Below are 21,812 nucleotides of genomic sequence, written 5' to 3' on the forward strand. Positions count from 1 at the left end.
GCTCAGAACCCCAGCGGCGGGAAATAGCGGCCGAGCTGCAGCCCCAGCCGCGTGAACAGGAAATAGGCGGCGGTGCACAGCACCAGGCCGATGATGAGGTCGAGCCACCAGCGGGTCGAGCCGAAGGCGCGCGCCACCAGCATGAAGCTGAGGCTCGCGATCAGCGGCAGGCCCACGGTCTTGGCCGCCGCAACCGGCAGGAACACCGCAAGCAGCGCGGTGATGAAGGCGCGCTTGTCCATCGGCTGATCGCCGCTGGCGTCTTCGGCGTCCTGCGGTTCGAAGGTTTCGCCGCGCGCAACCTGCACAACGAGGATCACCCCGAGGATGAGGAGGCCGAGGCCTGCCATGGTGACGAACAGGCCCGGACCAACCGCGGCATAGCGGGCGCCCTGCGGCAGGCTCGATGCGCCCCACAGCCACACGGCGCCGATCAGCGCCACGCCGACGCCAAGCCAATAGGGGCGGCTCGCCCACCCCGAAAAGCGCGAGGGAGCGGCCGGCTGGCCGCTCCCCCCGTTTGAGGCCGTAGGCCGATCAGTCGACAAGGCCGGCATCCCTGAGGATTTGACCCTGCACTTCGGTTTCCTGGGCGATGAACTCACCGAATTCCTCGCCCGCGAGGAAGTAATCGTCCCAGCCCTGGGTCTCCAGCACCTGCTGCCACTCCTCGGTCTGGCTCAACTGGGTGAAGGTATCGACCCACTGCTGATAGTTGTCGTCCGGCGCGCCCGGGGCGGCAAGGATGCCGCGCCAGTTGGCGAGTTCGACATTGTAGCCGGCTTCGGCGAAGGTCGGGACGTCCGGCAGGTTCTCGCGGCGCTCGGCCGAGGTCACGCCGAGCAGCTTGATGCGGCCCTGTTCGGCGAACTGGGCGAACTCGGAGGTGCCGGAAATGCCGGCGACCAGCGTGCCGTTGACGATGCCGGTCACGGTCTCGGCGCCCGAAGCCTGCGGGATGTAGTTGAGGTCACCGACGGGCACGTCGCCTTCCTGCGCCAGCAGCGCCAGGGCGATGTGGTCGACACCACCGGCCGAACCACCACCGACCGGCACTGCACCGGGCTCGGCCTTCAGCGCCTCGACCAGGTCAGCCAGAGTATTGTAGGGCGAATCCGCCGCCACCGCGATCACCAGGTATTCAGCCGTGAGGCGCGCCACAGGGCGGAATTCGGCGAGGTTGATCGGGGAGTCGTTGAGCTCGATCGCGCCCACGGTGATGGCGCCGAAGACGGCGAGCGCATCGGGCTGGCCGCTCGAGGTGCCGAGGAACTCGGCAAGGCCAACGGTGCCACCGGCACCGCCGGTATTGGTGAAGTTGACGCCACCGGTGTAGAGCCCGGATGCGTTGAGGGCCTCGAAGGCCTGGCGGCCCGTCGAGTCCCAACCGCCGCCGGGATTGGCGGGCAGCATCACGTTGACCTGGGCCTGGGCAGCGCCGGCCGAGAAGGCGAGCGCCATGGTTGCGGATGCAACCAGCGTCTTGATGTTCATTGGTAACCTCCCGTCGGCGTTCCGCACATGGATCGTGCCGCGCCGCGTTTGCTGTCGCCCGTCTCGATGGCCGGGCTTGCCGTTAGCTGATCAAGTTTGCTCCCGAGCGTCAATCGATCAAATGTCTCAATGCATTGACGACTAACATGTTAGTTGCTACGGCACCGGCCGATATCCCGGAGTCTCCCATGGCCAATCTCGAGCGCTTCCTCACCATCGACGAATTGATGGCCGAGGCGCGCCGAAAGGTGCCCAAGCAGTTCTTCGACTATGCCGACAGCGGCGCCTGGACCGAGAGCACCTATCGCGCCAACACCGAGGATTTCCGCAAGGTCTTCCTGCGCCAGCGCGTGGCGGTCAACATGGAGGGGCGCAACCTCGCCACCACCATGACCGGCGAGCAGGCCGCGATGCCGGTGGCCCTGGCGCCGACCGGCTTCACCGGCATGCAGAGCGCCGACGGCGAGATCAAGGCCGCCCGCGCGGCCGAGAAGTTCGGCGTGCCGTTCACGCTCTCGACCATGAGCATCTGCTCCATCGAGGACGTCGCCGAGAATACCTCCAAGCCCTTCTGGTTCCAGCTCTACATGATGCGCGACCGCGGCTTCATCGAGCGGCTGATCGACCGCGCGAAGGCCGCCAAGTGCTCGGCGCTGGTCTTGACCATGGACCTGCAAATCCTCGGCCAGCGCCACAAGGATCTGCGCAACGGCATGTCGGCCCCGCCCAAGTTCACGCCGAAATTCGTCTTCGAAATGATGATCAAGCCCCGCTGGGCCATGCAGATGCTCGGCACTCGGCGGCACACCTTCCGCAACATCGTCGGCCATGTCGACGCGGCGGGCGATCTCTCCAAGCTCTCTGCCTGGACCTCGTCGCAGTTCGATCCGGCGCTGAGCTGGAAGGAGATCGGCTGGGTCAAGGAACGCTTCGGCGGTCCGGTGATCGTCAAGGGCATCCTCGATGCCGACGATGCGCGCGCCGCCGTTGCCCATGGTGCCGACGGCATCATCGTCTCAAACCATGGCGGCCGCCAGCTCGACGGCGCCCCGTCCTCTATCCGTGTCCTCCCCGAGATCGTCGAAGCGGTGGGGCACCTCACCGACGTCTATCTCGACAGCGGCATCCGCTCCGGCCAGGACGTTCTGAAGGCCGTTGCGCTGGGCGCCAAGGGCACCTTCATCGGCCGCGCCTTCCTCTGGGGCCTCGGGGCAGGCGGCGAAGCCGGCGTCACCCGCGCCCTCGAAATCATCCGCCGCGAACTCGACATCACCATGGCCCTCTGCGGCGAGCGCGACATCCACGACGTCGGCCTGCACAATATCTACTCGGTGGACTTCCCGCCGCGGATGGCGCCGGCGAGCAACAGGTAGGCCGCTGGGCCCCACACTTGCCGCCCCCCTCCCCGCCCTCCCCGCAAGGGGGAGGGTGACTGCGGTGGGCGTGAGGAGATCACGTCACGCCATAAGGGTGGCAAACCGGCAGAACCACGCCAGGTCATCAGGGTGGCAAATCGGCACAAGCGAGTGGAGGTCACCCTCCCCCTTGCGGGGAGGGCAGGGAGGGGGTTCGGCAGGAGTGGAGCTCCACAAACCAACAAGCCCCCTACGCCTCCACCCCCTTCATCTGCGCAAACACCGTCCGCGCCACCGTCTGCATCCGCTCCGGCGGCAGCGTCCCGATCACCGTGCAGGTGATCCGCCCATCGGCCCAGTAGACCGCCGCAGCCGGCCCCGCCTCGACATGCTCGTATTCCTCGGCACCACCGGGCAGCGCCGCCGTCACATAGATCGTCACCCGCTGCCCGCCCGCGTCCTCATACATCAACTGCGCTGCGCGTCCGCCGAGCTCCGGTTCGCCGGGCAACAACCGCCCGCCGACCAGCGTCAGGCCTTCCGCAGTCAGGTCCGGCATGCCGAGCTGGGTTTCGAGCCGGTTAGACAGCCAGGTGGAAAGGTGCTCCCCCTCGCTGCCCGGCACTTCCACCGCATGGCGGTTCTCGGCCACGAACACGCTGTGCGCCCTGAGGGCATCGGCAACCAGCAACTCATAGGCGGGCTGGCGCTCAATGAGCGGTCGGCCGAACCAGCCGACCCCGAGCCCGATGCCGACCAACACCACCGCCGCCGCGGCGCGCAGCATCATCTGACGGCGCCGGCGCCCCACTCGTGTGGCCGCGGTGGCAGCCCGCAGTGCCTCCGGCAGCGGTTCGGCGCCGGCCGGTGCGAACAGGGTGCGGATGGCGTCGTTCTGCCGGACGATCATCGCCACTTCGGCGGCGGCCTCCGGGTTGGCGCCCAGCCAGGTCTCGACCGCCACGCGCTCGCCTTCGGGAAGCTGCCCATCGGCATAGGCCATCAACTGCTCGCGGGTGACCGTCATTTCACCGTCCTCAGATGCGGCTCCGCCGGCGTGCCGGTCAGCGTGCGCAGCGCCGCGCGAGCGCGGCTCAGCCGGCTCATCAGCGTCCCGGGCGGGATGCCGAGAATGGTGGCGGCCTCCTGATAGGCGAGGCCTTCGAGGGCGATCAGCAACAAGGCTTCCTTCTGTTCGAGCGGCAGCGTGTCGATGGCGCGCGCCACTTCCGCCAGCGCCAGATGTCCCGGCTGCGGCGCCGGAACCGCCGGATCGGGGAGCATCTCCACCGGCACCGGCTCGCCGCGGCGCCGGTCGGCGCGCAGCCCGTTGCGGTGGAGATTGACCAGAATGGTGAACAGCCAGGCGCGGACCGTGCCCTTGGGCCGGAACAGTCCGCGCCGGCTGATGGCGCGTTCGAGGCAGTCCTGGACGAGGTCGTCGGCGCGGTCGGCATTGCGCGTCAGCGCCCGGGCATATCGCCTGAGCGCCGGCACGGCGGCCTCAACCTCCTCGAGGAACAGGTCCAGGGCAGCCTCCTCAGCCCTTACTCGATCGCAAGGTGCCAGACGCCGCCGACGCCGTCACCCTTGGTGTCGCCGGCCGCGGTGTCCTCGTACCAATAGTAGAGCGGCCAGCCCTTGTAGGCCCACATCTTGCTGCCGTCGTCGCGGGTGACGATCGTGAAGTCGCCCTCGGGCTGCGCGGTATCGTCGGCCATCAGCGGCGGCCACTTCACCGCGCAATCGTCGTTGCAGACGCTCTTGCCGTCGCCCTGGGTGTCCTTGTCGAAGGTATAGAGCGCCATGCCATTGGCATCGGTCAGCACCATCTGGCCGCCGATATCGGTCGATTGCACCAGTCCGCCGAGATACTCGGCGGCAAAGCCCGGCAGGGCGAGCAAGGCGAGCGCGGCAGCGCCGGCGAATAGGGAACGCACGTGCATGGGGGAGTCCTCCTGTCCCGGGCCGATGCGGCCCGTACGAGATGAACACCGCCCGGCGCTCCTTATTCCCGCCGGGGCCAAACAATCTTCAGCATCAGCAAAATCGTTGCTGGCTCAACAACATGCTGGACAGCCGCAAAGGCTGTTGCTTTTCTAGCGCCAACTGATGCGCTGCCGCAGAGCGGCGACATCGGCGGCGCGGGCAAGGGGCGCGCGCCACTCGGGAGGACCTTTATGAAAAGACGTGAATTCTTCAAATCCGCTTCGGTCGCTGCAGTCGGGGCAGCGGCAGCCACGACCCTGGCCACGCCCGCCATTGCCCAGGGCAACATCACCTGGCGCATGGTCACCACCTGGCCCAAGAACTTCCCGGGCATGGGCACCGGCGCGCAGAAGTTCGCCGACCGCGTCGGCCGCGCCACCGACGGGCGCCTCACCATCCAGGTATTCGCCGCCGGCGAAATGGTGCCGGGCCTGCAGGCGCTGGACGCGGTGATCGACGGTTCCGCCGAAATGAGCCACGGCACGCCCTACTACTGGCAGAACAAGTCGCAGGGCCTCAGCTTCTTCACCGGCGTGCCCTTCGGCATGACCAGCCGCGAGCTGACCGCCTGGGTCCGCTATCTCGGCGGCCAGGAACTGTGGGACGAAATCTACGACCAGTTCGGCCTCAAGGGCTTCCTCTCCGGTGATACCGGCACCCAGGCCGGCGGCTGGTTCCGCAACGAACTGACCGGCGTCTCTGACATCCAGGGCCTGCGCTTCCGCACCCCCGGCCTCGGCGGCCAGGTCTGGGCCAAGCTCGGCGCCTCGGTGACCAACCTCGCCGCCGGCGAAATCTTCGCGGCGCTCCAGTCGGGCACGCTCGATGCGGCCGAGTTCGTTGGTCCGTTCCAGGATCTGGCCCTCGGCTTCCACCAGATCGCCAAGAACTACTACTTCCCGAGCTTCGTCGAGCCGGGCCTTGCCACCGAGATCGTGGTCGACAAGGCCAAGTTCCAGGAGCTGCCGGCGGACCTCCAGGAAATCATCACCGTCTTCTCGCAGGCGGCCTATGACGACATGGCCTCCGACATGTATGCCAACGACCCGCGCGCCCTGCGTGCCCTGGTCGACGAGCATGGCGTGCAGGTCCGCCAGTTCCCCGAGGAGATCGTCGAAGCCGGCGCCAAGGCCTCGATGGAGCTGGTTTCGGAAATCCGCGACAGCGGCGACGAGATGACCAAGCGCGTGGCCGAAAGCTTCGTCTCCGCCTTCAACCTCCTGCGCGAGCGTACCGAGGGCACCGACATGCCCTTCCTCGCCGCGCGCGAGAAGTACATCACCTTCAGCTAAGCGGCTCCCGCGACCAAAACGAAAGCCCGGGCTTCGGCCCGGGCTTTTTTTTGGATCCCCGGCTCAAGAACCGGGGGACATCGAGGGCGTCGCAGCAGCCCTTAATTGTACAGCAACCGCGGCAGCCAGGTGATCAGGTCCGGGAACACGAACAGCGCGATCAGCCCGATCAACTGCAGGATCACGAAAGGCACCGCGCCCTTGTAGATCATCCCGGTGGATACCGTCGGCGGCGCCACCCCACGCAGGTAGAACAGCGCGAAGCCGAAGGGCGGGGTCAGGAAGCTGGTCTGCAGGTTCACGCCCACCGCGACACCCAGCCACAGCGGATCGACGCCCAGCGCCAGCAGCACCGGCGCGGTGATCGGGATCACGATGAAAATGATCTCGAAGGTGTCGAGGATGAAGCCGAGCAGGAACATGATGAACATGACGATGATGGTCGCGCCGATGGCGCCGCCCGGCATGTTCGACAGGAATTCATGTACCAGATTGTCACCACCCATCATCCGGAACACGACGGAGAACACCGCCGCGCCGAACAGGATGATGAACACCATCGAGGTGATGGTGGCGGTGGAGATCACCGCCTGGCGCAAGATGCCGAGATTGAGCTGGCGGTTGAACGCGGCGAGGATCAAGGCGCCCACCGAGCCCACCGAAGCCGCTTCGGTCGGGGTGGCGATACCGCCCAGGATCGAGCCGAGCACCGCCACGATCAGCAACAGCGGCGGCACGAGCGCAAACGCCACTTCGCGCGCAAGATCCTTCTTCTCATGCTCCGGCACCGGCGTTGCCGGGCAGGATTGCGGATCGATCACGGCCTTGATCGCCACCCAGGCCATATAGAGCATCACCAGCAGCAGGCCCGGCAGAATGGCTCCGGCAAACAGCGAGCCCACCGACACTGGCTCGGGCGCGAAATTGCCCTGGCTCATTTGCACCTGGGCGTTGATGCCCGACAGCATGTCGCCCATGAAGATCAGCACGGTCGATGGCGGAATGATCTGCCCCAGCGTGCCCGAGGCGCAGATGACGCCGGTGGCGAGCTTCGGGTCATAGCCGGAGCGCAGCATGGCCGGCAGCGAGATCAGGCCCATGGTGACGACCGTCGCGCCCACCACGCCGGTCGAGGCGGCGAGCAGCGCGCCCACAATGATCACGGAATAGCCGAGGCCGCCGCGGACATTGCCGAACAGCTTGCCCATGGTGACCAGCAGGCGCTCGGCGATGCCGCTGCGCTCGAGCACCACGCCCATGAAGATGAACAGCGGCACCGCCACCAGCACTTCATTGGTCATCAGTCCGATATAGCGGCCGACCAGCGAGCCGTAGTTGGACGGGTCATAGACCCCCAGCCACCAGCCGATGAGGCCGAACACCAGCGCCGTGCCGGCCAGCGAGAAGGCCACGGGAAAACCCAGCATCAACACGCCGATGATGCCGAAGAACATGAGGCCGGAGAGGATCTCTCCGAGCAATACAGGATCCATCAGCCGTGCCCCTTCTCGGCTTCATAGCGTAGCGCGGGCGGCAGCAAATGCTCGCGCCCGGCGAGGACCAGGATGGAGCGCGCCGCCATGGCGATGCCCTGAATGCCGACAAGCACGCAGAACAACAGGATAAAGGTCTTGAGCAGGAACAGGCCGGGCATGCCCCCGATATTGGAGGAGCCTTCGTAAAAACCCCAGGAGCGGCGGACGGCTGGGAAGGCGTAGACCCAGACCACGACAACGAAGGGGAGCAGGAACACGACGACCCCGAACAGGTCGGCCATGGCTTTCCGCCGCACCGGCCAGGGCCGGTAGAAGATGTCGACCCGCACATGGTCACCACGCAACAGCGCGAACCCGGCAACGGCGGTGAACATTGCCCCGCTCATCCAGACATAGAGGTCCTGCATCCACAGGATCGAGGTGTGGAAGAAATAGCGCTGCACCACCACGGTGAAGCAGACGAGTACGCATCCGAGCGCCAACCAGCTGAGGACTTCCCCCACCACCCGGTTGATGCCGCTGATGCCGCGCACCAGCCAGGCGAGTCCTTGCACGCTGAACCTCCCCATGTCCCTCGGCGGTGCGGATGTGCCTCCACTGCCGCTGTTTTTTGTAGAACAGGATTGATTTGTATCGTCAATAATTTCCGCGCGTTGCTTGGCGGAAACCGCTTCTCGCGCCGCTGGTGACAGCAGCCCGCAAGATGCTATGTCGACGCAACTATTTTGGGGGGTGCGGATGTTCGTTGTCGGCGGCGAAAGCCTGATCGATCTCAAGGCCGAGGTGACGCTGGAGGACGGCCGTGTCACCGGCCGCGACGGCGAGGGGCAGATTGTCATGACCGCCCATCCGGGCGGCTCGCCCTACAACTGCGCCATTGCCCTCGCCAAGCTCGGCAACGAGACCGGCTTCCTCTGCCCCATCTCGGCCGATGCCTTCGGCGACTATCTGATGGGCCCGCTGGAAGCGGCCGGTGTCACCGCCCTGCTCGAAGAGCGGGTGCCGGACTACACCACCCTGGCCGTGGTCAATTTCGACGACCGCCACAATGCCCGTTACGGCTTCTATCGCGCCGCCGACGGCGCCATCGAGGCCCGGAGCGCCATCGCGGCCCTGCCGGAAGCGCTCGAACTCTACCAGATCGGCGGCTTCTGCCCCATCGTGCCCCGCGAAGCCGAAGCGTGGCTCGAGGTCGTCGATGCCGCCCGCGCCCACGGCGCCACCATCACCATTGACCCCAATGTCCGCCCTAGCCTCGTCGACGATTTCGACGGCTACAAGCGGCGGCTGCAGTTGTTCCTCGACCGCGCTCATCTGGTGAAGCTCTCCGAGGAAGACATCGCCGCCCTCGCCCCCGACGCCACGGTGGAAGATTATGCCCGCCGCCTGCTGGACGGCCCGGAATGCCGGCTCGTCGTCGTTACTCTGGGCGACCAGGGGTCGCGCGCCTTCACCCGCTCCGGTACCGCCAGTGCCGACATCCACCGGCCGCCGGTCTTCGGCGACACCGTCGGGGCAGGGGACAGCCTGATGGCCGGCATCATCACCTGGCTGCACGATCACAACCGTCTCGCCCCGGATGCCATGTCCCAACTCGACGACACCGGCCTTGCCGACATGCTGCGCTTCGGCGCCGTCGTCGCCGGCATCAACTGCGGCCGCAAGGGCTGCAAGCCACCGACCCGGGCGGAAGTTGATGCGGTGCTCAAGAGCTAAGCCCGAGGCTCTTCACCTCTCCCCTGAGGGGAGAGGTCGCCGCGCAGCGGCGGGTGAGGGGTTCAGCGCCTGAGTTCCTGCCGCGAGAGGCAACCCTTCACCCTGACCCTCAAGGGAGAGAGGACGGTGTTGAACCCCTTGCGCTCCTCCGGAGCACGGGGATCACGGCCCCTGCGTCCCGTCGCCCCTCTGGGGAGAGGGTCAGGGTGAGGGGTCCATCCACGCTCACCGACCCCACAAAACAAAAAGGCGGGCCGCAGCCCGCCTTCAAGACCTCGGAAAGCTGGACGCCCTTACTTCGGCGCCAGCACCATCACCATCTGCCGGCCTTCCGAGCGCGGCTGCGACTCGACCTTGGCAACCGCATCCATCTGTTCGCGGACCTTGAGCAGCAACTGCATGCCGAGTTCCTGGTGCGCCATTTCGCGACCACGGAAACGCATCGTCACCTTGACCCGGTCGCCCTCGTCGATGAACCGCTGCACCGCCTTCATCTTGGTGTTGTAGTCGTGGTCGTCGATGTTGGGGCGAAGCTGGACTTCCTTGACCTCGATGACCTTCTGCTTCTTGCGCGCTTCGGCTGCCTTCTTCTGGGCGGCATACTTGAAGCGGCCGAGATCGAGCATCTTGGCGACCGGCGGAGTGGAGTTCGGGGCGATCAGCACCAGGTCGAGCCCCTGTTCCTGGGCTTCGGCCAGCGCTTCGCGCGTGCGCACCACGCCGCGGTTCTCACCGTCGGCATCGATCAGCTGAACGTCGGGGCTGGAAATATCCTCATTGGAAATCGGCCCGTCCTTTTGGGGGGCCACGGGTCTCATGGGACGGCGAATGGCAAGCTATCCTTGTGTCATTGGTAGGAGGGGGTGAAAACGCGCCTAAAATCGTGTTAGCGGGAGCATAAGTCAACAAGCACACGCGCGATTTTCCGGGCTGTTGCGGCTGGGAAACGCCCGTGCGCCGCCGCCGGTTTCGCTTCTTCGGAGAATGTTCTTGGCTCCGCTCGCTTCTGTCGCCTCGCGCCTCGTTGTCGGAGAGGGCTCCGCCGCGCGCGAGATCGCCCTGCTGCGCCGCTCCGGCGGGCATCCGGGCCTGTTCTGGCTCGGCGGCTTTCGCTCCGAGATGACCGGTGCCAAGGCGAGTTGCCTCGATCAACTCGGCGAGGAAAAAGGCCTTGCGGTCACCCGCTTTGACTATTCCGGCCATGGCGCCTCCGGCGGCGAGTTCACCGACGGGACCACCACCCGCTGGCTCGAAGAGGCCGAGGCGGTGTTCGCGCTGACCGAGGGTCCGCAGGTGGTGGTGGGCTCGTCCATGGGCGGCTGGATCGCCCTGCTGCTGGCGCGGGCGCTGCAACAGCGCGGGGCGGGGCGCCTCGCCGGGCTCGTCCTCATCGCCCCGGCCGTCGACATGACCCACGAATTGATGCTCCCCGGCTTCACGCCCGCCCAGCACGAAGACCTGCACAATCTCGGCTATGTCGACCGGCCGAGTGCTTATGGCGACGAGCCCTACCGCATCACCCGCACGCTGCTCGAAGATGGCGAGCGGCACCGCCTGTTGGGCGCGGTGATCGAGCCCGGCTGCCCGGTGGTGATCCTCCAGGGCGGGCAGGATCCGGATGTGCCCGCGGCCCATGCCGTGCGCCTCACCACCCACCTGCTGCATGATCCGGTGACCTTGACCATGATCCCCGATGGCGACCATCGCCTCAGCCGGCCGGAGGACCTCGATCGCCTCCGCCGGGCCATCCTCGGGCTGATCGAGACCTGAAGCTGTAGCACGCCGGGCACACGCGGCATCTGACCACACCTAGATGCATAAACCTTTACCGATCGGCGCAAGCTCGGCCTAACCACGCAGCAAGGCTTTGAACAAGCAGGGTTTTCATCCCGCGCTCCCTCCATTAACCGTACTTTAAGACGCTAACCGCTATGGTTAACCGAGCGTAAATTTCATCTTCCCAGCCGCGCGCCGCTTGGATAGTGTGCCGGCCCGGAAGTGACTGGAAGGTCCACAAGGATCTCCACGCCAAGAAGGCCCGCCGGATATGGCCGGACGGGCTCAGGGGTAAGGACGGGGCATTGACCCAAAGCTGGAAAGCCATCGCTGTGCGTGCGCTCTCGCATGTGCTTGCACTTGCTGCCGTGGCTTTTGTGCTGATCGTGACGTTGGCGCCTGCGCATGCCGAAACCGTCGACGGTCCCGTGGTCCTGCCGATGCCTGTGCCCGATGATCTGGTGCTGATCCGCGACCAGCCGGCCCTTGGCCCAACTCTGGTTCCGCTGGAGCCTGGTCGGCAGCCGCTGACGCCGGCGCTTCTGTCCAACTACATCGAGCGCCAGCAGAAGCTGCGCTCCGTCGAACTCCATGCCGCCCCGGCGGGTGAACTCAACACCGAAGTTCTCCTGGGCTACATCGCCCGCGGCTCGTTCAGCGGCAATAGCGCCGTCAACGCGATCGCCGACTTCACCGGCGAGTTCAAGCCGGCCGCTGCCGAAGCCGAAGACGGCCGTCTCAGCCCCGGGCTTCTGGCCGCATACATCGCCGAGGACTACCAGCCGCTCGAGCAGCGCCTCGAGCACGCCAATACCGAGCGCGATTGCCTGGCCCAGGCGATCTACCACGAAGCCCGCGGCGAAAGCCTTGAGGGGCAGCTCGCGGTTGCCAACGTCATCGTCAACCGCGCCCGCTCCGGCAAGTTCCCGTCGACCCTGTGCGGCGTGATCTACCAGAACGCCGACAAGGGCCGCTATCGCTGCCAGTTCACCTTCGCCTGCGACGGCCGCACCGACACCCCGCGCGAGCGCCGTGCCTGGCTGCGGTCCGCCGAGCTGGCCAAGGAGATCTACGCCGAGTTCGCCACCGGCGACTCCGTCGGCTCGCTCCCCGGCTCCACGCTCTACTACCACACCACGGCCGTGCGCCCCTCCTGGGCCAGCACCTACAGCGCCGTGGCGACCATCGACTCCCACATCTTCTACTCGCCGAACTGAGGCGGATGCGGCGGTGGTTATTCCGCCGCCAGCGCCAGCTTCGGTCCCGGCTCCGCATCGGCACCGTCCCCGAACTTCTCGAAGTTGCGCCGGAACAGGTCGGCGAGCTTCAGCGCCTGCCGGTCATAGGCCGCCGCATCCGCCCACGTCGCCCGCGGCGTCAGCAGCTTGGCCTCAACGCCGGGCACCTGAAGCGGCACCCGGAAGCCGAACAACTCGTCGGTCCGCATGGCTGCGCCCTCGAGGCTGCCATCGAGCGCCGCCGTCAGCAGCCGCCGGGTCGAGGCGATGTCGATGCGCTTGCCGACGCCATAGCCGCCGCCGGTCCAGCCGGTGTTGATCAGCCAGGCCGCCGCGCCGCTTTCGCGCAGCTTCCCTTCCAGCAGTTCGCCATAGATCGTCGGGTGGAGCGGCATGAACGGGGCTCCGAAACAGGCGGAAAACGTGGCCTGGGGCTCGGTTACGCCGCGCTCGGTGCCGGCCACCTTGGCGGTGTAGCCGGAGAGGAAATGGTAGACCGCCTGCTCCGGCGTCAGCCGGGCGATCGGCGGCAGCACGCCGAAGGCGTCGGCGGTAAGGAACACCACGGTCTTCGGGACCCCGCCGGCTCCGCCTTCCGCCACCCGCGGCAGCACTGTCAGCGGGTATGCCGCCCGGGTGTTTTCCGTGAGGGAAACGTCATCAAATGACGGCTTTCCGTTACCGTCGAGAACCACATTTTCGAGAACCGTGCCGAAACGGCGTGTTGCTGCAAAAATCTCGGGCTCTGCCTCCGCGCTGAGCTTCACTGTCTTGGCATAGCACCCGCCCTCGAGGTTGAAGACGCCGTCCTCGCCCCAGCCATGCTCGTCATCCCCGATCAGCGGCCGTGCCGGATCGTTGCTGAGCGTCGTCTTACCCGTCCCCGACAGCCCGAAGAACAGCGCCGTATCCCCGTTCGCCCCCACATTGGCCGAGCAGTGCATCGGCAGCACGCCGGCCTCCGGCGCATGGAAGTTGAACAGTGAGAACACGCTCTTCTTGATCTCGCCGGCATAGAGCGTGCCGGCGATCACCACGATGTTGCGGCTCATGTCGAGCGCGATCACCGTTTCGCCGCGGCTGCCGTGACGCGCCGGATCAGCCTTGAACCGCGGCACGTGCACGATGGTCGCCGCCCGCGCCGCCGGCGACAGCTCAACGCCCTCGTTGGGGCGGATCAGGAGGTTCCGGATGAACAGCGCATGCCAGGCCGACGGCGTCATCACCGTCACCGCATACTGGTGCCGCGGGTCGGCTCCGGCGATCAGGTCCTGCCGGAACACGCTGAGCCCGCCATAGGAGGCGACCGCATCGGCCAGCAGTCGCTCGAATGCCTCCGGCATCATGGCACCCGAATTGTCCCACCACACGCGCCGGTCGGTCAGTGCATCACGCACGATGAACTTGTCCTTGGGGCTGCGCCCGGTGAAGGCGCCGGTGGTCACCGACAATGCTCCGTCGGCGGTGAATTTCCCCTCGCCCCCGGCAATCGCCTGCGCCACCAGGGCCGGTGCGATGTCGTTGCGCGACACCGACCCCGCCCGCGTGCCGATCGATGCCCTCAGGGTTTCGTGGTCGAACTCAGCCATTCGCCTCTCTCCTCCGCGCGGCGAACATGCGGCCGCGGTCGTGGAGCCAAGGCTGAGGGCTAATTGGTCATACAACCATCCCGAAATCGGTCGTAAGACGGAAGTCGCAGCAGGTCCCGCCCGCGTTAGGGCGTCGCATAACGCTTGGACGCGCCATATTTAGCGCGTATTTGTCGCTTGCAACGGCACGCCACGCCCACGCCAACCGTTTGACTCTTCGCGCGTTGGACTTTGCAAGCGTCACAAAGAAGAAAGGCAGCCCATGCCCAAGATCGCCCTGGTGGACGATGACCGCAATATTCTCACCTCCGTGTCACTGACGCTGGAGGCCGAGGGTTATACGGTTTCCACCTACACCGATGGTGCCTCCGGTCTTGAAGGTCTCACCACCGACCGCCCGGACCTGGCCATCCTAGACATCAAGATGCCGCGCATGGACGGCATGGAATTGCTTCGCCGCCTGCGCCAGAAATCCGACGTGCCGGTGATCTTCCTCACCTCCAAGGACGAGGAGATCGACGAGCTGTTCGGGCTCAAGATGGGCGCCGACGATTTCATCACCAAGCCGTTCAGCCAGCGCCTGCTGGTCGAGCGGGTCAAGGCGATCCTGCGCCGCTCCGCCCCGCGCGATCCCTCGGCCACGCCCAATGGCGCCGAGCCGCAGCCCGGCAAGGCGCTGATCGAGCGCGGCGCGCTGGTGCTCGATGAAGAGCGCCACACCTGCACCTGGAAAGGTCAGCGCGTGACCCTGACCGTCACCGAGTTCCTGATCCTGCAGGCGCTGGCGCTGCGGCCCGGCGTGGTCAAGTCGCGCAACGCGCTGATGGACGCCGCCTATGATGACCAGGTCTATGTCGACGACCGCACCATCGACTCCCACATCAAGCGGCTGCGCAAGAAGTTCAAGGCCGTCGACGACGACTTCGAGATGATCGAGACGCTTTATGGCGTCGGCTATCGCTTCAAGGAGCAGTAGGAGCCTCTCTTGGCCGTGCTCGACGACGATGCGCCCGCAAGATCCGACGCCCACCGGGCGGAGGGAGAGGCGACCACGCCCGAGCGGCGCCGGTTCCGCTGGCGCAGCGTCGTGGCGCCGTTTGCCCGCATCGGCAGCGGCATTCGCCGCTTTCTCGATCTCACCATATTCTCGAGCCTGACGCGCCGCATCATCGTCCTCAACCTGGCGGGTCTCCTGGTGCTGGTGGTCGGCATTCTCTACCTCAACCAGTGGCGTGCCGGTCTGATCGATGCCCGGGTGCAGTCGCTGCGGGTGCAGGGCGAGATCATTGCCGCCGCCATTGCCGCCTCGGCCACCGCCGACAGCGACACGATCACCGTCAACCCCGATCGCCTGCTGCAATTGCAGGGCGACGGCACCGTCTCCTCGCTCTCCTATTACGACCCCACGCTGGAGTTTCCGATCAGCCCCGAGCGGGTGGCCCCGCTTCTGCGCAATCTCATCACCCCCACCCGCACCCGCGCCCGCATCTATGATCAGCAGGGCCTGATGATCCTCGACAGCGACAACATCTATGCGCGCGGCGAAGTGATCCGACCGTCCACCACGCCCAAGGGCGAGAGCTTCTTCCTCTGGGACTGGTGGAATGCCGTGCTCTCCTGGGTGCCGGGCGACAACTTCCCCAAATACCAGGAGCATGGCGTCGCCGAGGGCGCCCGATATCCCGAGGTCGCCTCGGCCCTCAACGGCGCCCCCGCCGATTTCGTCCGCGTCGACGAGCAGAACCGGCTGGTGGTGTCGGTCGCGGTGCCGGTACAGCGGCTGCGCAACGTCGTTGGCGCCATTCTCCTCTCCACTGCCCCGGGCGACATCGATTCGGTGGTGTCGCAGGAGCGCTGGAGCATCCTCAGGATCGCCATGATCGCCGCCGGCGTGCAGATCGCCCTGTCGCTGTTGATGGCCGGCACCATTGCCGGCCCCATGCGCCGGCTGGCGGCAGCGGCCGAGCGGGTGCAGACCGCCGGCAATGCCCGTGCCGAAATCCCCGATTATACCGATCGCCCCGACGAGATCGGCCACCTCTCCGGGGCTCTCAGGCGCATGACTGATGGGCTCTATAACCGCATCGAGGCCATCGAGCGCTTCGCCGCCGACGTCGCCCACGAGCTCAAGAACCCGCTGACCTCGCTCCGCAGCGCCGTCGAGACTCTGCCACTCGCCAAGCGCGCCGAGGATCGCGATCGCCTCAACGCCATCATTCAGCACGACGTCAAGCGCCTCGACCGGCTGATCACCGACATCTCCAGCGCCAGCCGCCTCGATGCCGAACTGGCGCGCGAAAGCGCCGAGCGCGTCGACGTGCTGCAGTTGGCCGAAGCCATGGTCGCCATCCAGCGCGACATCGCTGCCAATCGCGACGTCACGGTCGAACTCGCCGCCCGCGCCGGGCGCGGCTCCACCGTGGTGAACGGCCACGAATCCCGGCTGGCCCAGGTCTTCGCCAACCTCATCGACAATGCCGTGTCCTTCTCTCCCAAGGGCGGCACCGTGACCGTGGCGGTGAGCACCGACGCCGACAGCATCACCGTCACCGTGACCGACGAGGGCCCCGGCATCACCGGCGATCTCGGCAAGATCTTCCAGCGCTTCTACACCGATCGCCCCGAAACCGAGAGCTTCGGCGATCACTCGGGGCTCGGCCTGTCGATCTCCAAGCAGATCGTGGATGCCCACAAGGGCACCATTCGGGCCACCAATCGCCAGGACCGTTCTGGCGCCGTGTTCACGGTTGTCCTGCCGCGCGCCCGCAAGTAAGTTCCGATCCATGACGAAACCGCTTAATGTGCACGGCACGGGTCTCGTGCTGGGCGAAACCGGCGTGCTGCTGCGTGGCCCCTCCGGATCCGGCAAATCGGTGCTCGCACTGGCTCTGCTGGACCGATGGGAGATGCGGAACCAGCCGGCTTTCCTTGTCGCCGACGATCGCGTCGACCTCGCCGAAACCGGCCGTGAACTGACCATGCAGGCACCGCCGCAGCTCGCCGGCCTGATCGAACTCAGGGGACGGGGCATCATCAGCCGTCCCCACCGCAATCTCGTGCCCCTCCACCTGGTCATCGACCTGATTCCGGACTTCGTCCGCCTGATCGAGGAGGACGAGCTGACCACCGAGCTCATGGGCCACACCCTGCCGCGCGCCCCGGTACCGCGGTCGGGCGTGATCGCCCTCGGCCACCAGGTGCTGCTTGTGGCAGAAGCCGTCGCTGCGCTTGGCAGTGGACAGACCGAGCGGTGACAACAATTTGCTTGAATACCGGGCCGGTCGGGTCAAGACTGGCCGCTGCTCGTCCGTATAGGCCGGGTTCGCGCCGGCTCGCTCAGGCGGACGGCAGGGGGCAGGAAACGCAATGTCGTGGGTGGCAGGACGCCACCGCTACACGGCATGGGGACGTCGCATGATCGGTCTGGTACTGGTGACGCACGGGGCGCTCGCCAATGAATTCAAGTCAGCCATGGAACACGTGGTCGGCCCGCAGGAGCTGGTCGAGACCATCGCCATCGGGCCCGACGACAATGTCGAGCAGCGCCGCAACGACATTCTCGATGCGGTGGATCGTGCCAATCAGGGCAGTGGGGTGATCATCCTCACCGACATGTTCGGCGGCACGCCCTCCAATCTAGCGATCTCGGTCATGCAGAACCGCGATGTCGAAGTGATCGCCGGGGTCAATTTGCCGATGCTGGTCAAGCTCGGCCGCGTCCGGGGCGAGCTCGACATCAAGGCGGCGGTGAACCTGGCGCAGGAAGCCGGCCGCAAATACATCACCGTCGCCAATTCGATCCTCGGCGCCGGCTAGATGCTGCCGCATTTCTTGCGGTAGGGTACCGGACGTCTTGGAGGATCGCTTGATGGACACCGCTACCGGCACCAGCCGCGCCCTGGCCCAGCAGCTGACCATCGTCAACCGCAAGGGCCTGCACGCCCGCGCCTCGGCACGCTTCGTTCGCACGGCCGAGTGCTTCGATGCCAATGTCCAGGTGATCAAGGACGGTCAGTCCGTCAACGGCAATTCCATCATGGGCCTGATGATGCTCGGCGCCGGCCCCGGCTCCACCATCCTCGTCCAGGCCAGCGGCAAGCAGGCCCGCGAAGCCCTCGAAGCCATCGTCGAACTCGTCAACAACGGCTTCGACGAAGACGCCGACGGCGCCCTGTAGGGCGGTAGCTGGCCCTTCCCCCTGCCTCCTAGACCTCATCCTGAGCCCGTCGAAGGACGAGGACGCGGCCACTGAAGTAGGGGCGCAGGCACCGGTGCCTCCACCGGTCCTCCCCTCCCCCTTGAGGGGAGGGGTTGGGGGTGGGGGTGTCGGCGTTCGTACAAGCTCAAGACTCACAATTGGGCCCGACAACGCCCCGCCGCCCAGCCCGGGTACGCGCTCCCGACACCCCCACCCTTGATCCCTCCCCTCAAGGGGGGGAGACGATGAACATCGGCCACCCGGAGCACCCCCAAACCTCACCTTAATCCCTTTCCCTCATTCTCCCGCTCGTGACCCAGTCCCACCGCATCGATCTCCGCCTTGTCGCGGCTGTGTTCCTCAGTGCTGCGCTGATCCTGGTGCTGCGCACCTGGATGGGGCAGGGGGGCGAGCCGTTCTTCGGCGATACCGACGACGCCATGCGCATGGTGGTGGTGCGCGATTTTCTTGCCGGACAGGGCTGGTACGATCTCACCCAGCACCGGCTGAACACGCCCTGGGGCGCCGAGATCCACTGGTCGCGCCTCGTTGACCTGCCGCTGGCGCTGCTGGTGTTCGTCGCAACGCCCCTGTTCGGCGCGGCCGATGCTGCCATCTTCGCCGGTACGGTCTGGCCCCTGCTGCTGCTCCTGGCGCTCTTGTGGCTGAGCGCGCGGCTGGCGCTGCGCCTTGCCGGGCCCGAGGCGGTGCTGCCGGCGCTGATCCTGCCGATGCTGAGTGCCGCAATCACCGCCGAGTTCGCGCCCGGCCGCATCGACCATCATAATCTGGTGGTGGTGCTGACGCTCGCCGCCGTGTGGGCCGCAGTCGAGGCGGTCTCGCGTCCGCGTTTCGCCTGGCTTGCCGGTCTGTTCGCCGCCCTCGGACTGACGGTCGCCACCGAGTCCCTGCCGGCCGCGGTCGCTGCCATCCTTGTCTTCGGCCTTGGCTATGTGTTCGATCCCGGCCGCGCCCGCGCCATGCGCCATTTCGGCCTGGCTTTCGGCCTTGCCACTGCGGCAGGACTCGCACTCACCCGCCCACCGGCACGGTGGCTGGAAGGCGCCTGCGATATGATCTCGCCCACCTATGCCGGGGCGGCGCTGTGGGTCGCCGTGGTGTTCGCCGCCGTGTCGCTGCTGCCGGCGTCACAGAAATCCTGGCAGCGCCTGCTGCTGCTCGCCATTCCCGGTGCCACCGGCGTCGCTGGCATCGTCGCCGTGCTTTATCCCGAATGCCTGGGCGGGCCCTATGGCGCGCTCGATCCCTGGCTGCAGGAGAACTGGATCGGCGCCATCACCGAGGCCAAGCCCTGGCACGAGACGCTGCTCGATCTGCCGGCCTACGCCGTTTCCGTGGGCGTGCCTATCCTGCTCGGGCTGGGCGTGGTGGTGCTGCGGCTGTGGCGGGTGAAGGCGCAGCGGGCCGAGTGGCTGGTGCTGTTCGCCTTCCTGTTCGCCACCGCCGCCGTCATGCTGGTGCAGACACGCGGCGCCCGTTTGGCGGTGATGCCCGCCATACCCGCCGCCGCCTGGGTCATCGTTACTGCCCGCCACCGCTACCTCGCCAGCCGCAGCCTCGCTGCCGCCGGCGGTCTCGTGGTCTCATGGCTGATGTTCTCGGGGGCGGTGCTGGCACTGGCGATGACCGGCCTCACCGCCCTGCTGCCCGGCCGCGCCGAGACCGTGGCTGCCGTGCTCGAGAGCAAGGATCAGTGCCTCGTGCCTGCCGCATTCGCCGACCTCGCGCCGCTGCCGCCCGAGCGCATCATGACGCCCATCGATCTCGGCGCTCACCTCTTGCTCGAAACCCCGCATGCCGTGGTCGCCGCGCCCTACCACCGCAACGAGGCCGGCGTGCTCGATGCCTTCCGCTTCTTCAACGGGCCCATCAGCGAAGCGCGCGGCATCGCCGAGGCGCGCGGCATCGGCCTCGTGGTGCTTTGCCCGGCCATGCCGGAAATGCGGGGCCTGGCCGGTCGCGCGGAAGACAGTTTCATTGAACTAGTGGGAGCCGGCACCCTGCCGGATTGGCTCGAGGAGGTCACGCTTCCGGAAAGCGCCCTCAGGGTGTTTGCGGTTCTGCCGCAATAAGCGGTTCGAGCCCGAGTGCCAGCCGCGCCTTGCGCGTCAACCGCGCCGCCACCAGCCGATGGGCCTCGATCAGGTAGGCGCGAAGGTCCTCCTTGCCCAGCCCGCTCGCGGACGAGATCGCCACCCACCTGGCCCGGGCGAAATAGGGTGCCGGCCGGATGCCGGGCTGCTCGATCAGGATGGGGTAGGCGAGATCCGAGACCTTGAGCCAGATCTCGCCCGGGTCACGATCGAGCAGCGCGAAGATGCGCTCACCCACATAGGCCACGGAATCGTCCCGCCACTGCCGCACGGTTCGTGCAGCCGGCAGCGAGGTGACGAAATCTTCGAAGTTCGAGCGATGCATGAGCGGCGGAAAATCGTTCATCTGCCGCCCATGTTTCGTTCAGCTTCGTTCATCTACTCCGCAGCAGCGGTGACGCCGAGCCCGATCGGGCACGACACGCCGGTGCCGGCGAGGCCGCAATAGCCGTTCGGGTTCTTGGCCAGATACTGCTGGTGGTAGGTCTCGGCATAGTAGAACGGACCGGCCTCGGCAATCTCCGTGGTGATTCGGCCGCGTCCAGCCCTGTCCAGAGCCGCCTGATACATGTCACGGCTCTTGCGCACGATTTCGGCCTGTTCGGGCGTGGTCGTGTAGATCGCCGAGCGATACTGCGTGCCGACGTCATTGCCCTGCCGCATGCCTTGCGTCGGGTCGTGCTCTTCCCAGAACGTCTTGAGGATGGTCTCAAGGCTGATGGCCTTGGGGTCATGGACCACCTTGACGATCTCGCTATGCCCGGTCCGGCCGCTGCAGACCTCCTCATAGGTCGCATTGGGCGTATGGCCGCCCTGGTAACCCACCGCGGTGACGATCACGCCGGGCAATTGCCAGAACAGCCGCTCGGCACCCCAGAAGCACCCGAGGCCGAGGTAAATGGTCTCGGCGCCCGCGGGATAGGGCCCCTTGAGTGGCTCGCCATTGACGAAATGCTGAGCGGCGACGGGGATTTCCGCGTCCCGGCCCGGCAGGGCCTCGGCCGCGCTCGGGATGGTCATGGGCTTGGATCTGAGGAACATCGGTGAACTCCTTTCAAGCCGTCCCGTGGGGCGGTCAGAACTGACCGGCGCGGATATAGCGCTCCCGTCGGGGTCGGCGGCCCAGCAGGGCGATCATGATACCGGGGATCGCCACGACTGCGAATGCCGGATAATCAAGCACTTGATCGAGCGTCGCATCGAGCAGGTCGGCGAAAAATCGGCTGGCGAAAAAGCCCCGCACCGCCTCGAGACTGGCCGGGTTGAGCTGAGTCCACAGCTCGGCAAGGCTGGTGAACTCCACTGCATTGGCCGCCAGCGAGCGCGTGCCGTCCACCACCGCCAGCACCAGTGCCAGCGCAATCAGCCAGGTACCCGTGATACGCAAGATCAGCCGCATGACCCTTCCCTATCCTACACGAGGATAAGCCGGGCCGAAGCCGCCCGTTCCGCCGGTGGACAGAGGTGTTCTGCCATGCCCGAGGTTCGGCTCACAAGAGATGGGTTGTGGCTAACGCTGAAACAATCGTCATCGCCGTGTCGTGATCCCTTGCGC

Annotated in this window: 23 protein-coding genes; 11 read left to right on the plus strand and 12 right to left on the minus strand. The window is 66.5% G+C overall.

Going from position 1 to position 21,812, the window contains the following annotated elements:
• Positions 1 to 2: 2 nt before the first annotated feature.
• Positions 3 to 548: a tripartite tricarboxylate transporter TctB family protein gene (locus ACFSX5_RS10900; RefSeq protein WP_386833434.1), complete on the minus strand. Its 546-nt coding sequence runs from the start codon at positions 546 to 548 to the stop codon at positions 3 to 5.
• Positions 538 to 1,494: a Bug family tripartite tricarboxylate transporter substrate binding protein gene (locus tag ACFSX5_RS10905; RefSeq protein WP_386833436.1), complete on the minus strand. Its 957-nt coding sequence runs from the start codon at positions 1,492 to 1,494 to the stop codon at positions 538 to 540. Before ACFSX5_RS10905 ends, ACFSX5_RS10900 begins: the two co-directional genes overlap by 11 nt.
• 188 nt (positions 1,495 to 1,682) lie before the next feature.
• Here ACFSX5_RS10905 and ACFSX5_RS10910 point away from each other — a divergent pair, with 188 nt between their 5' ends.
• Positions 1,683 to 2,867 carry an alpha-hydroxy acid oxidase gene (locus tag ACFSX5_RS10910; RefSeq protein WP_386833438.1) on the plus strand — a complete coding sequence of 395 codons (1,185 nt, stop codon included), beginning with the start codon at positions 1,683 to 1,685 and terminating at the stop codon, positions 2,865 to 2,867.
• Positions 2,868 to 3,099: 232 nt separating this feature from the next.
• On the opposite strand, the gene ACFSX5_RS10915 is transcribed toward ACFSX5_RS10910, so the two are convergent.
• Genes ACFSX5_RS10915 through ACFSX5_RS10925 form a run of 3 tightly spaced genes read right to left on the minus strand, consistent with a single transcriptional unit; the run spans position 3,100 to position 4,795 of the window.
• Positions 3,100 to 3,876: an anti-sigma factor family protein gene (locus tag ACFSX5_RS10915; RefSeq protein ID WP_386833439.1), complete on the minus strand. Its 777-nt coding sequence runs from the start codon at positions 3,874 to 3,876 to the stop codon at positions 3,100 to 3,102.
• Entirely contained in the window at positions 3,873 to 4,346 is a 474-nt protein-coding gene (locus tag ACFSX5_RS10920) for a sigma-70 family RNA polymerase sigma factor (protein WP_386833441.1), read from the minus strand. Before ACFSX5_RS10920 ends, ACFSX5_RS10915 begins: the two co-directional genes overlap by 4 nt.
• A 50-nt stretch (positions 4,347 to 4,396) precedes the next feature.
• Positions 4,397 to 4,795: a COG4315 family predicted lipoprotein gene (locus tag ACFSX5_RS10925; protein WP_386833443.1), complete on the minus strand. Its 399-nt coding sequence runs from the start codon at positions 4,793 to 4,795 to the stop codon at positions 4,397 to 4,399.
• A 234-nt stretch (positions 4,796 to 5,029) separates the two neighbouring features.
• Here ACFSX5_RS10925 and ACFSX5_RS10930 point away from each other — a divergent pair, with 234 nt between their 5' ends.
• The gene (locus ACFSX5_RS10930; RefSeq protein WP_386833445.1) at positions 5,030 to 6,130 is read left to right on the plus strand and encodes a TRAP transporter substrate-binding protein; all 1,101 of its coding nucleotides are present in this window, start codon (positions 5,030 to 5,032) and stop codon (positions 6,128 to 6,130) included.
• Positions 6,131 to 6,231: 101 nt separating this feature from the next.
• On the opposite strand, the gene ACFSX5_RS10935 is transcribed toward ACFSX5_RS10930, so the two are convergent.
• The gene (locus ACFSX5_RS10935; RefSeq protein WP_386833446.1) at positions 6,232 to 7,623 is read right to left on the minus strand and encodes a TRAP transporter large permease; all 1,392 of its coding nucleotides are present in this window, start codon (positions 7,621 to 7,623) and stop codon (positions 6,232 to 6,234) included.
• Positions 7,623 to 8,180: a TRAP transporter small permease subunit gene (locus ACFSX5_RS10940; RefSeq protein ID WP_386833448.1), complete on the minus strand. Its 558-nt coding sequence runs from the start codon at positions 8,178 to 8,180 to the stop codon at positions 7,623 to 7,625. The genes ACFSX5_RS10935 and ACFSX5_RS10940 overlap by 1 nt, the downstream gene beginning before the upstream one ends.
• Positions 8,181 to 8,364: 184 nt before the next feature.
• On the opposite strand from ACFSX5_RS10940, the gene ACFSX5_RS10945 reads away from it, so the two are divergent.
• Complete coding sequence (locus tag ACFSX5_RS10945) at positions 8,365 to 9,342, plus strand: carbohydrate kinase family protein (protein ID WP_386833450.1); 978 nt, start codon at positions 8,365 to 8,367, stop codon at positions 9,340 to 9,342.
• Positions 9,343 to 9,635: 293 nt separating this feature from the next.
• Here the strand turns inward: ACFSX5_RS10945 and infC are convergent, their stop codons facing one another.
• Entirely contained in the window at positions 9,636 to 10,172 is a 537-nt protein-coding gene (infC, locus tag ACFSX5_RS10950) for a translation initiation factor IF-3 (RefSeq protein WP_386835625.1), read from the minus strand.
• Positions 10,173 to 10,326: 154 nt separating this feature from the next.
• On the opposite strand from infC, the gene ACFSX5_RS10955 reads away from it, so the two are divergent.
• Positions 10,327 to 11,112, plus strand: coding sequence for an alpha/beta hydrolase (locus ACFSX5_RS10955; protein ID WP_386833452.1), 786 nt, complete (start codon positions 10,327 to 10,329; stop codon positions 11,110 to 11,112).
• 311 nt (positions 11,113 to 11,423) lie between these two features.
• Entirely contained in the window at positions 11,424 to 12,335 is a 912-nt protein-coding gene (locus tag ACFSX5_RS10960; protein WP_386833454.1) for a cell wall hydrolase, read from the plus strand.
• A 17-nt stretch (positions 12,336 to 12,352) separates the two neighbouring features.
• On the opposite strand, the gene pckA is transcribed toward ACFSX5_RS10960, so the two are convergent.
• Positions 12,353 to 13,945 (minus strand): phosphoenolpyruvate carboxykinase (ATP), encoded by a 1,593-nt coding sequence (gene pckA / locus ACFSX5_RS10965; RefSeq protein WP_386833456.1) that lies wholly within the window; start codon positions 13,943 to 13,945, stop codon positions 12,353 to 12,355.
• Between the two features lie 262 nt (positions 13,946 to 14,207).
• Between pckA and ACFSX5_RS10970 the strand changes: the two genes are divergently transcribed.
• From ACFSX5_RS10970 to ACFSX5_RS10995, 6 genes are all read left to right on the plus strand, one after another.
• Positions 14,208 to 14,921 (plus strand): response regulator, encoded by a 714-nt coding sequence (locus tag ACFSX5_RS10970; protein ID WP_386833457.1) that lies wholly within the window; start codon positions 14,208 to 14,210, stop codon positions 14,919 to 14,921.
• 15 nt (positions 14,922 to 14,936) lie between these two features.
• A complete protein-coding gene (locus ACFSX5_RS10975; protein WP_386835626.1) occupies positions 14,937 to 16,718 on the plus strand; it encodes a stimulus-sensing domain-containing protein in 1,782 nt (593 codons plus the stop codon).
• A 10-nt stretch (positions 16,719 to 16,728) separates the two neighbouring features.
• Positions 16,729 to 17,199 carry an HPr kinase/phosphorylase gene (locus tag ACFSX5_RS10980; protein ID WP_386833459.1) on the plus strand — a complete coding sequence of 157 codons (471 nt, stop codon included), beginning with the start codon at positions 16,729 to 16,731 and terminating at the stop codon, positions 17,197 to 17,199.
• A gap of 160 nt (positions 17,200 to 17,359) precedes the next feature.
• Complete coding sequence (locus ACFSX5_RS10985; protein WP_386833461.1) at positions 17,360 to 17,761, plus strand: PTS sugar transporter subunit IIA; 402 nt, start codon at positions 17,360 to 17,362, stop codon at positions 17,759 to 17,761.
• A 52-nt stretch (positions 17,762 to 17,813) separates the two neighbouring features.
• A complete protein-coding gene (locus ACFSX5_RS10990; protein WP_386833462.1) occupies positions 17,814 to 18,122 on the plus strand; it encodes an HPr family phosphocarrier protein in 309 nt (102 codons plus the stop codon).
• Positions 18,123 to 18,454: 332 nt separating this feature from the next.
• Positions 18,455 to 20,236: a hypothetical protein gene (locus ACFSX5_RS10995; RefSeq protein WP_386833464.1), complete on the plus strand. Its 1,782-nt coding sequence runs from the start codon at positions 18,455 to 18,457 to the stop codon at positions 20,234 to 20,236.
• Here ACFSX5_RS10995 and ACFSX5_RS11000 read toward each other — a convergent pair.
• From ACFSX5_RS11000 to ACFSX5_RS11010, 3 genes are read right to left on the minus strand one after another with little or no spacing between them, the layout of a single operon-like run.
• A complete protein-coding gene (locus ACFSX5_RS11000) occupies positions 20,208 to 20,603 on the minus strand; it encodes an MmcQ/YjbR family DNA-binding protein (protein ID WP_386833465.1) in 396 nt (131 codons plus the stop codon). The two genes, ACFSX5_RS10995 and ACFSX5_RS11000, sit on opposite strands and share 29 nt — an antisense overlap.
• 32 nt (positions 20,604 to 20,635) lie before the next feature.
• On the minus strand, positions 20,636 to 21,298 hold the full coding sequence (gene msrA, locus ACFSX5_RS11005; RefSeq protein WP_386833467.1) for a peptide-methionine (S)-S-oxide reductase MsrA: 663 nt from the start codon (positions 21,296 to 21,298) through the stop codon (positions 20,636 to 20,638).
• Positions 21,299 to 21,332: 34 nt separating this feature from the next.
• A complete protein-coding gene (locus tag ACFSX5_RS11010; protein WP_386833468.1) occupies positions 21,333 to 21,656 on the minus strand; it encodes a hypothetical protein in 324 nt (107 codons plus the stop codon).
• Positions 21,657 to 21,812 lie beyond the last annotated feature (156 nt).

It is taken from the genome of Devosia albogilva, assembly GCF_042685625.1.
GTDB lineage: Bacteria > Pseudomonadota > Alphaproteobacteria > Rhizobiales > Devosiaceae > Devosia > Devosia albogilva.

Bases quoted from the DNA above. Each gene is read 5' to 3' on its own strand.
- ACFSX5_RS10905 (WP_386833436.1), bottom strand. From the start codon at position 1,494: ATGAACATCAAGACGCTGGTTGCATCCGCAACCATGGCGCTCGCCTTC.
- ACFSX5_RS10910 (WP_386833438.1), top strand. From the start codon at position 1,683: ATGGCCAATCTCGAGCGCTTCCTCACCATCGACGAATTGATGGCCGAG.
- ACFSX5_RS10915 (WP_386833439.1), bottom strand. From the start codon at position 3,876: ATGACGGTCACCCGCGAGCAGTTGATGGCCTATGCCGATGGGCAGCTT.
- ACFSX5_RS10925 (WP_386833443.1), bottom strand. From the start codon at position 4,795: ATGCACGTGCGTTCCCTATTCGCCGGCGCTGCCGCGCTCGCCTTGCTC.
- ACFSX5_RS10930 (WP_386833445.1), top strand. From the start codon at position 5,030: ATGAAAAGACGTGAATTCTTCAAATCCGCTTCGGTCGCTGCAGTCGGG.
- ACFSX5_RS10935 (WP_386833446.1), bottom strand. From the start codon at position 7,623: ATGGATCCTGTATTGCTCGGAGAGATCCTCTCCGGCCTCATGTTCTTC.
- ACFSX5_RS10945 (WP_386833450.1), top strand. From the start codon at position 8,365: ATGTTCGTTGTCGGCGGCGAAAGCCTGATCGATCTCAAGGCCGAGGTG.
- ACFSX5_RS10955 (WP_386833452.1), top strand. From the start codon at position 10,327: ATGTTCTTGGCTCCGCTCGCTTCTGTCGCCTCGCGCCTCGTTGTCGGA.
- pckA (WP_386833456.1), bottom strand. From the start codon at position 13,945: ATGGCTGAGTTCGACCACGAAACCCTGAGGGCATCGATCGGCACGCGG.
- ACFSX5_RS10970 (WP_386833457.1), top strand. From the start codon at position 14,208: ATGCCCAAGATCGCCCTGGTGGACGATGACCGCAATATTCTCACCTCC.
- ACFSX5_RS10980 (WP_386833459.1), top strand. From the start codon at position 16,729: ATGACGAAACCGCTTAATGTGCACGGCACGGGTCTCGTGCTGGGCGAA.
- ACFSX5_RS10985 (WP_386833461.1), top strand. From the start codon at position 17,360: ATGATCGGTCTGGTACTGGTGACGCACGGGGCGCTCGCCAATGAATTC.
- ACFSX5_RS10990 (WP_386833462.1), top strand. From the start codon at position 17,814: ATGGACACCGCTACCGGCACCAGCCGCGCCCTGGCCCAGCAGCTGACC.
- ACFSX5_RS11000 (WP_386833465.1), bottom strand. From the start codon at position 20,603: ATGAACGATTTTCCGCCGCTCATGCATCGCTCGAACTTCGAAGATTTC.
- msrA (WP_386833467.1), bottom strand. From the start codon at position 21,298: ATGTTCCTCAGATCCAAGCCCATGACCATCCCGAGCGCGGCCGAGGCC.
- ACFSX5_RS11010 (WP_386833468.1), bottom strand. From the start codon at position 21,656: ATGCGGCTGATCTTGCGTATCACGGGTACCTGGCTGATTGCGCTGGCA.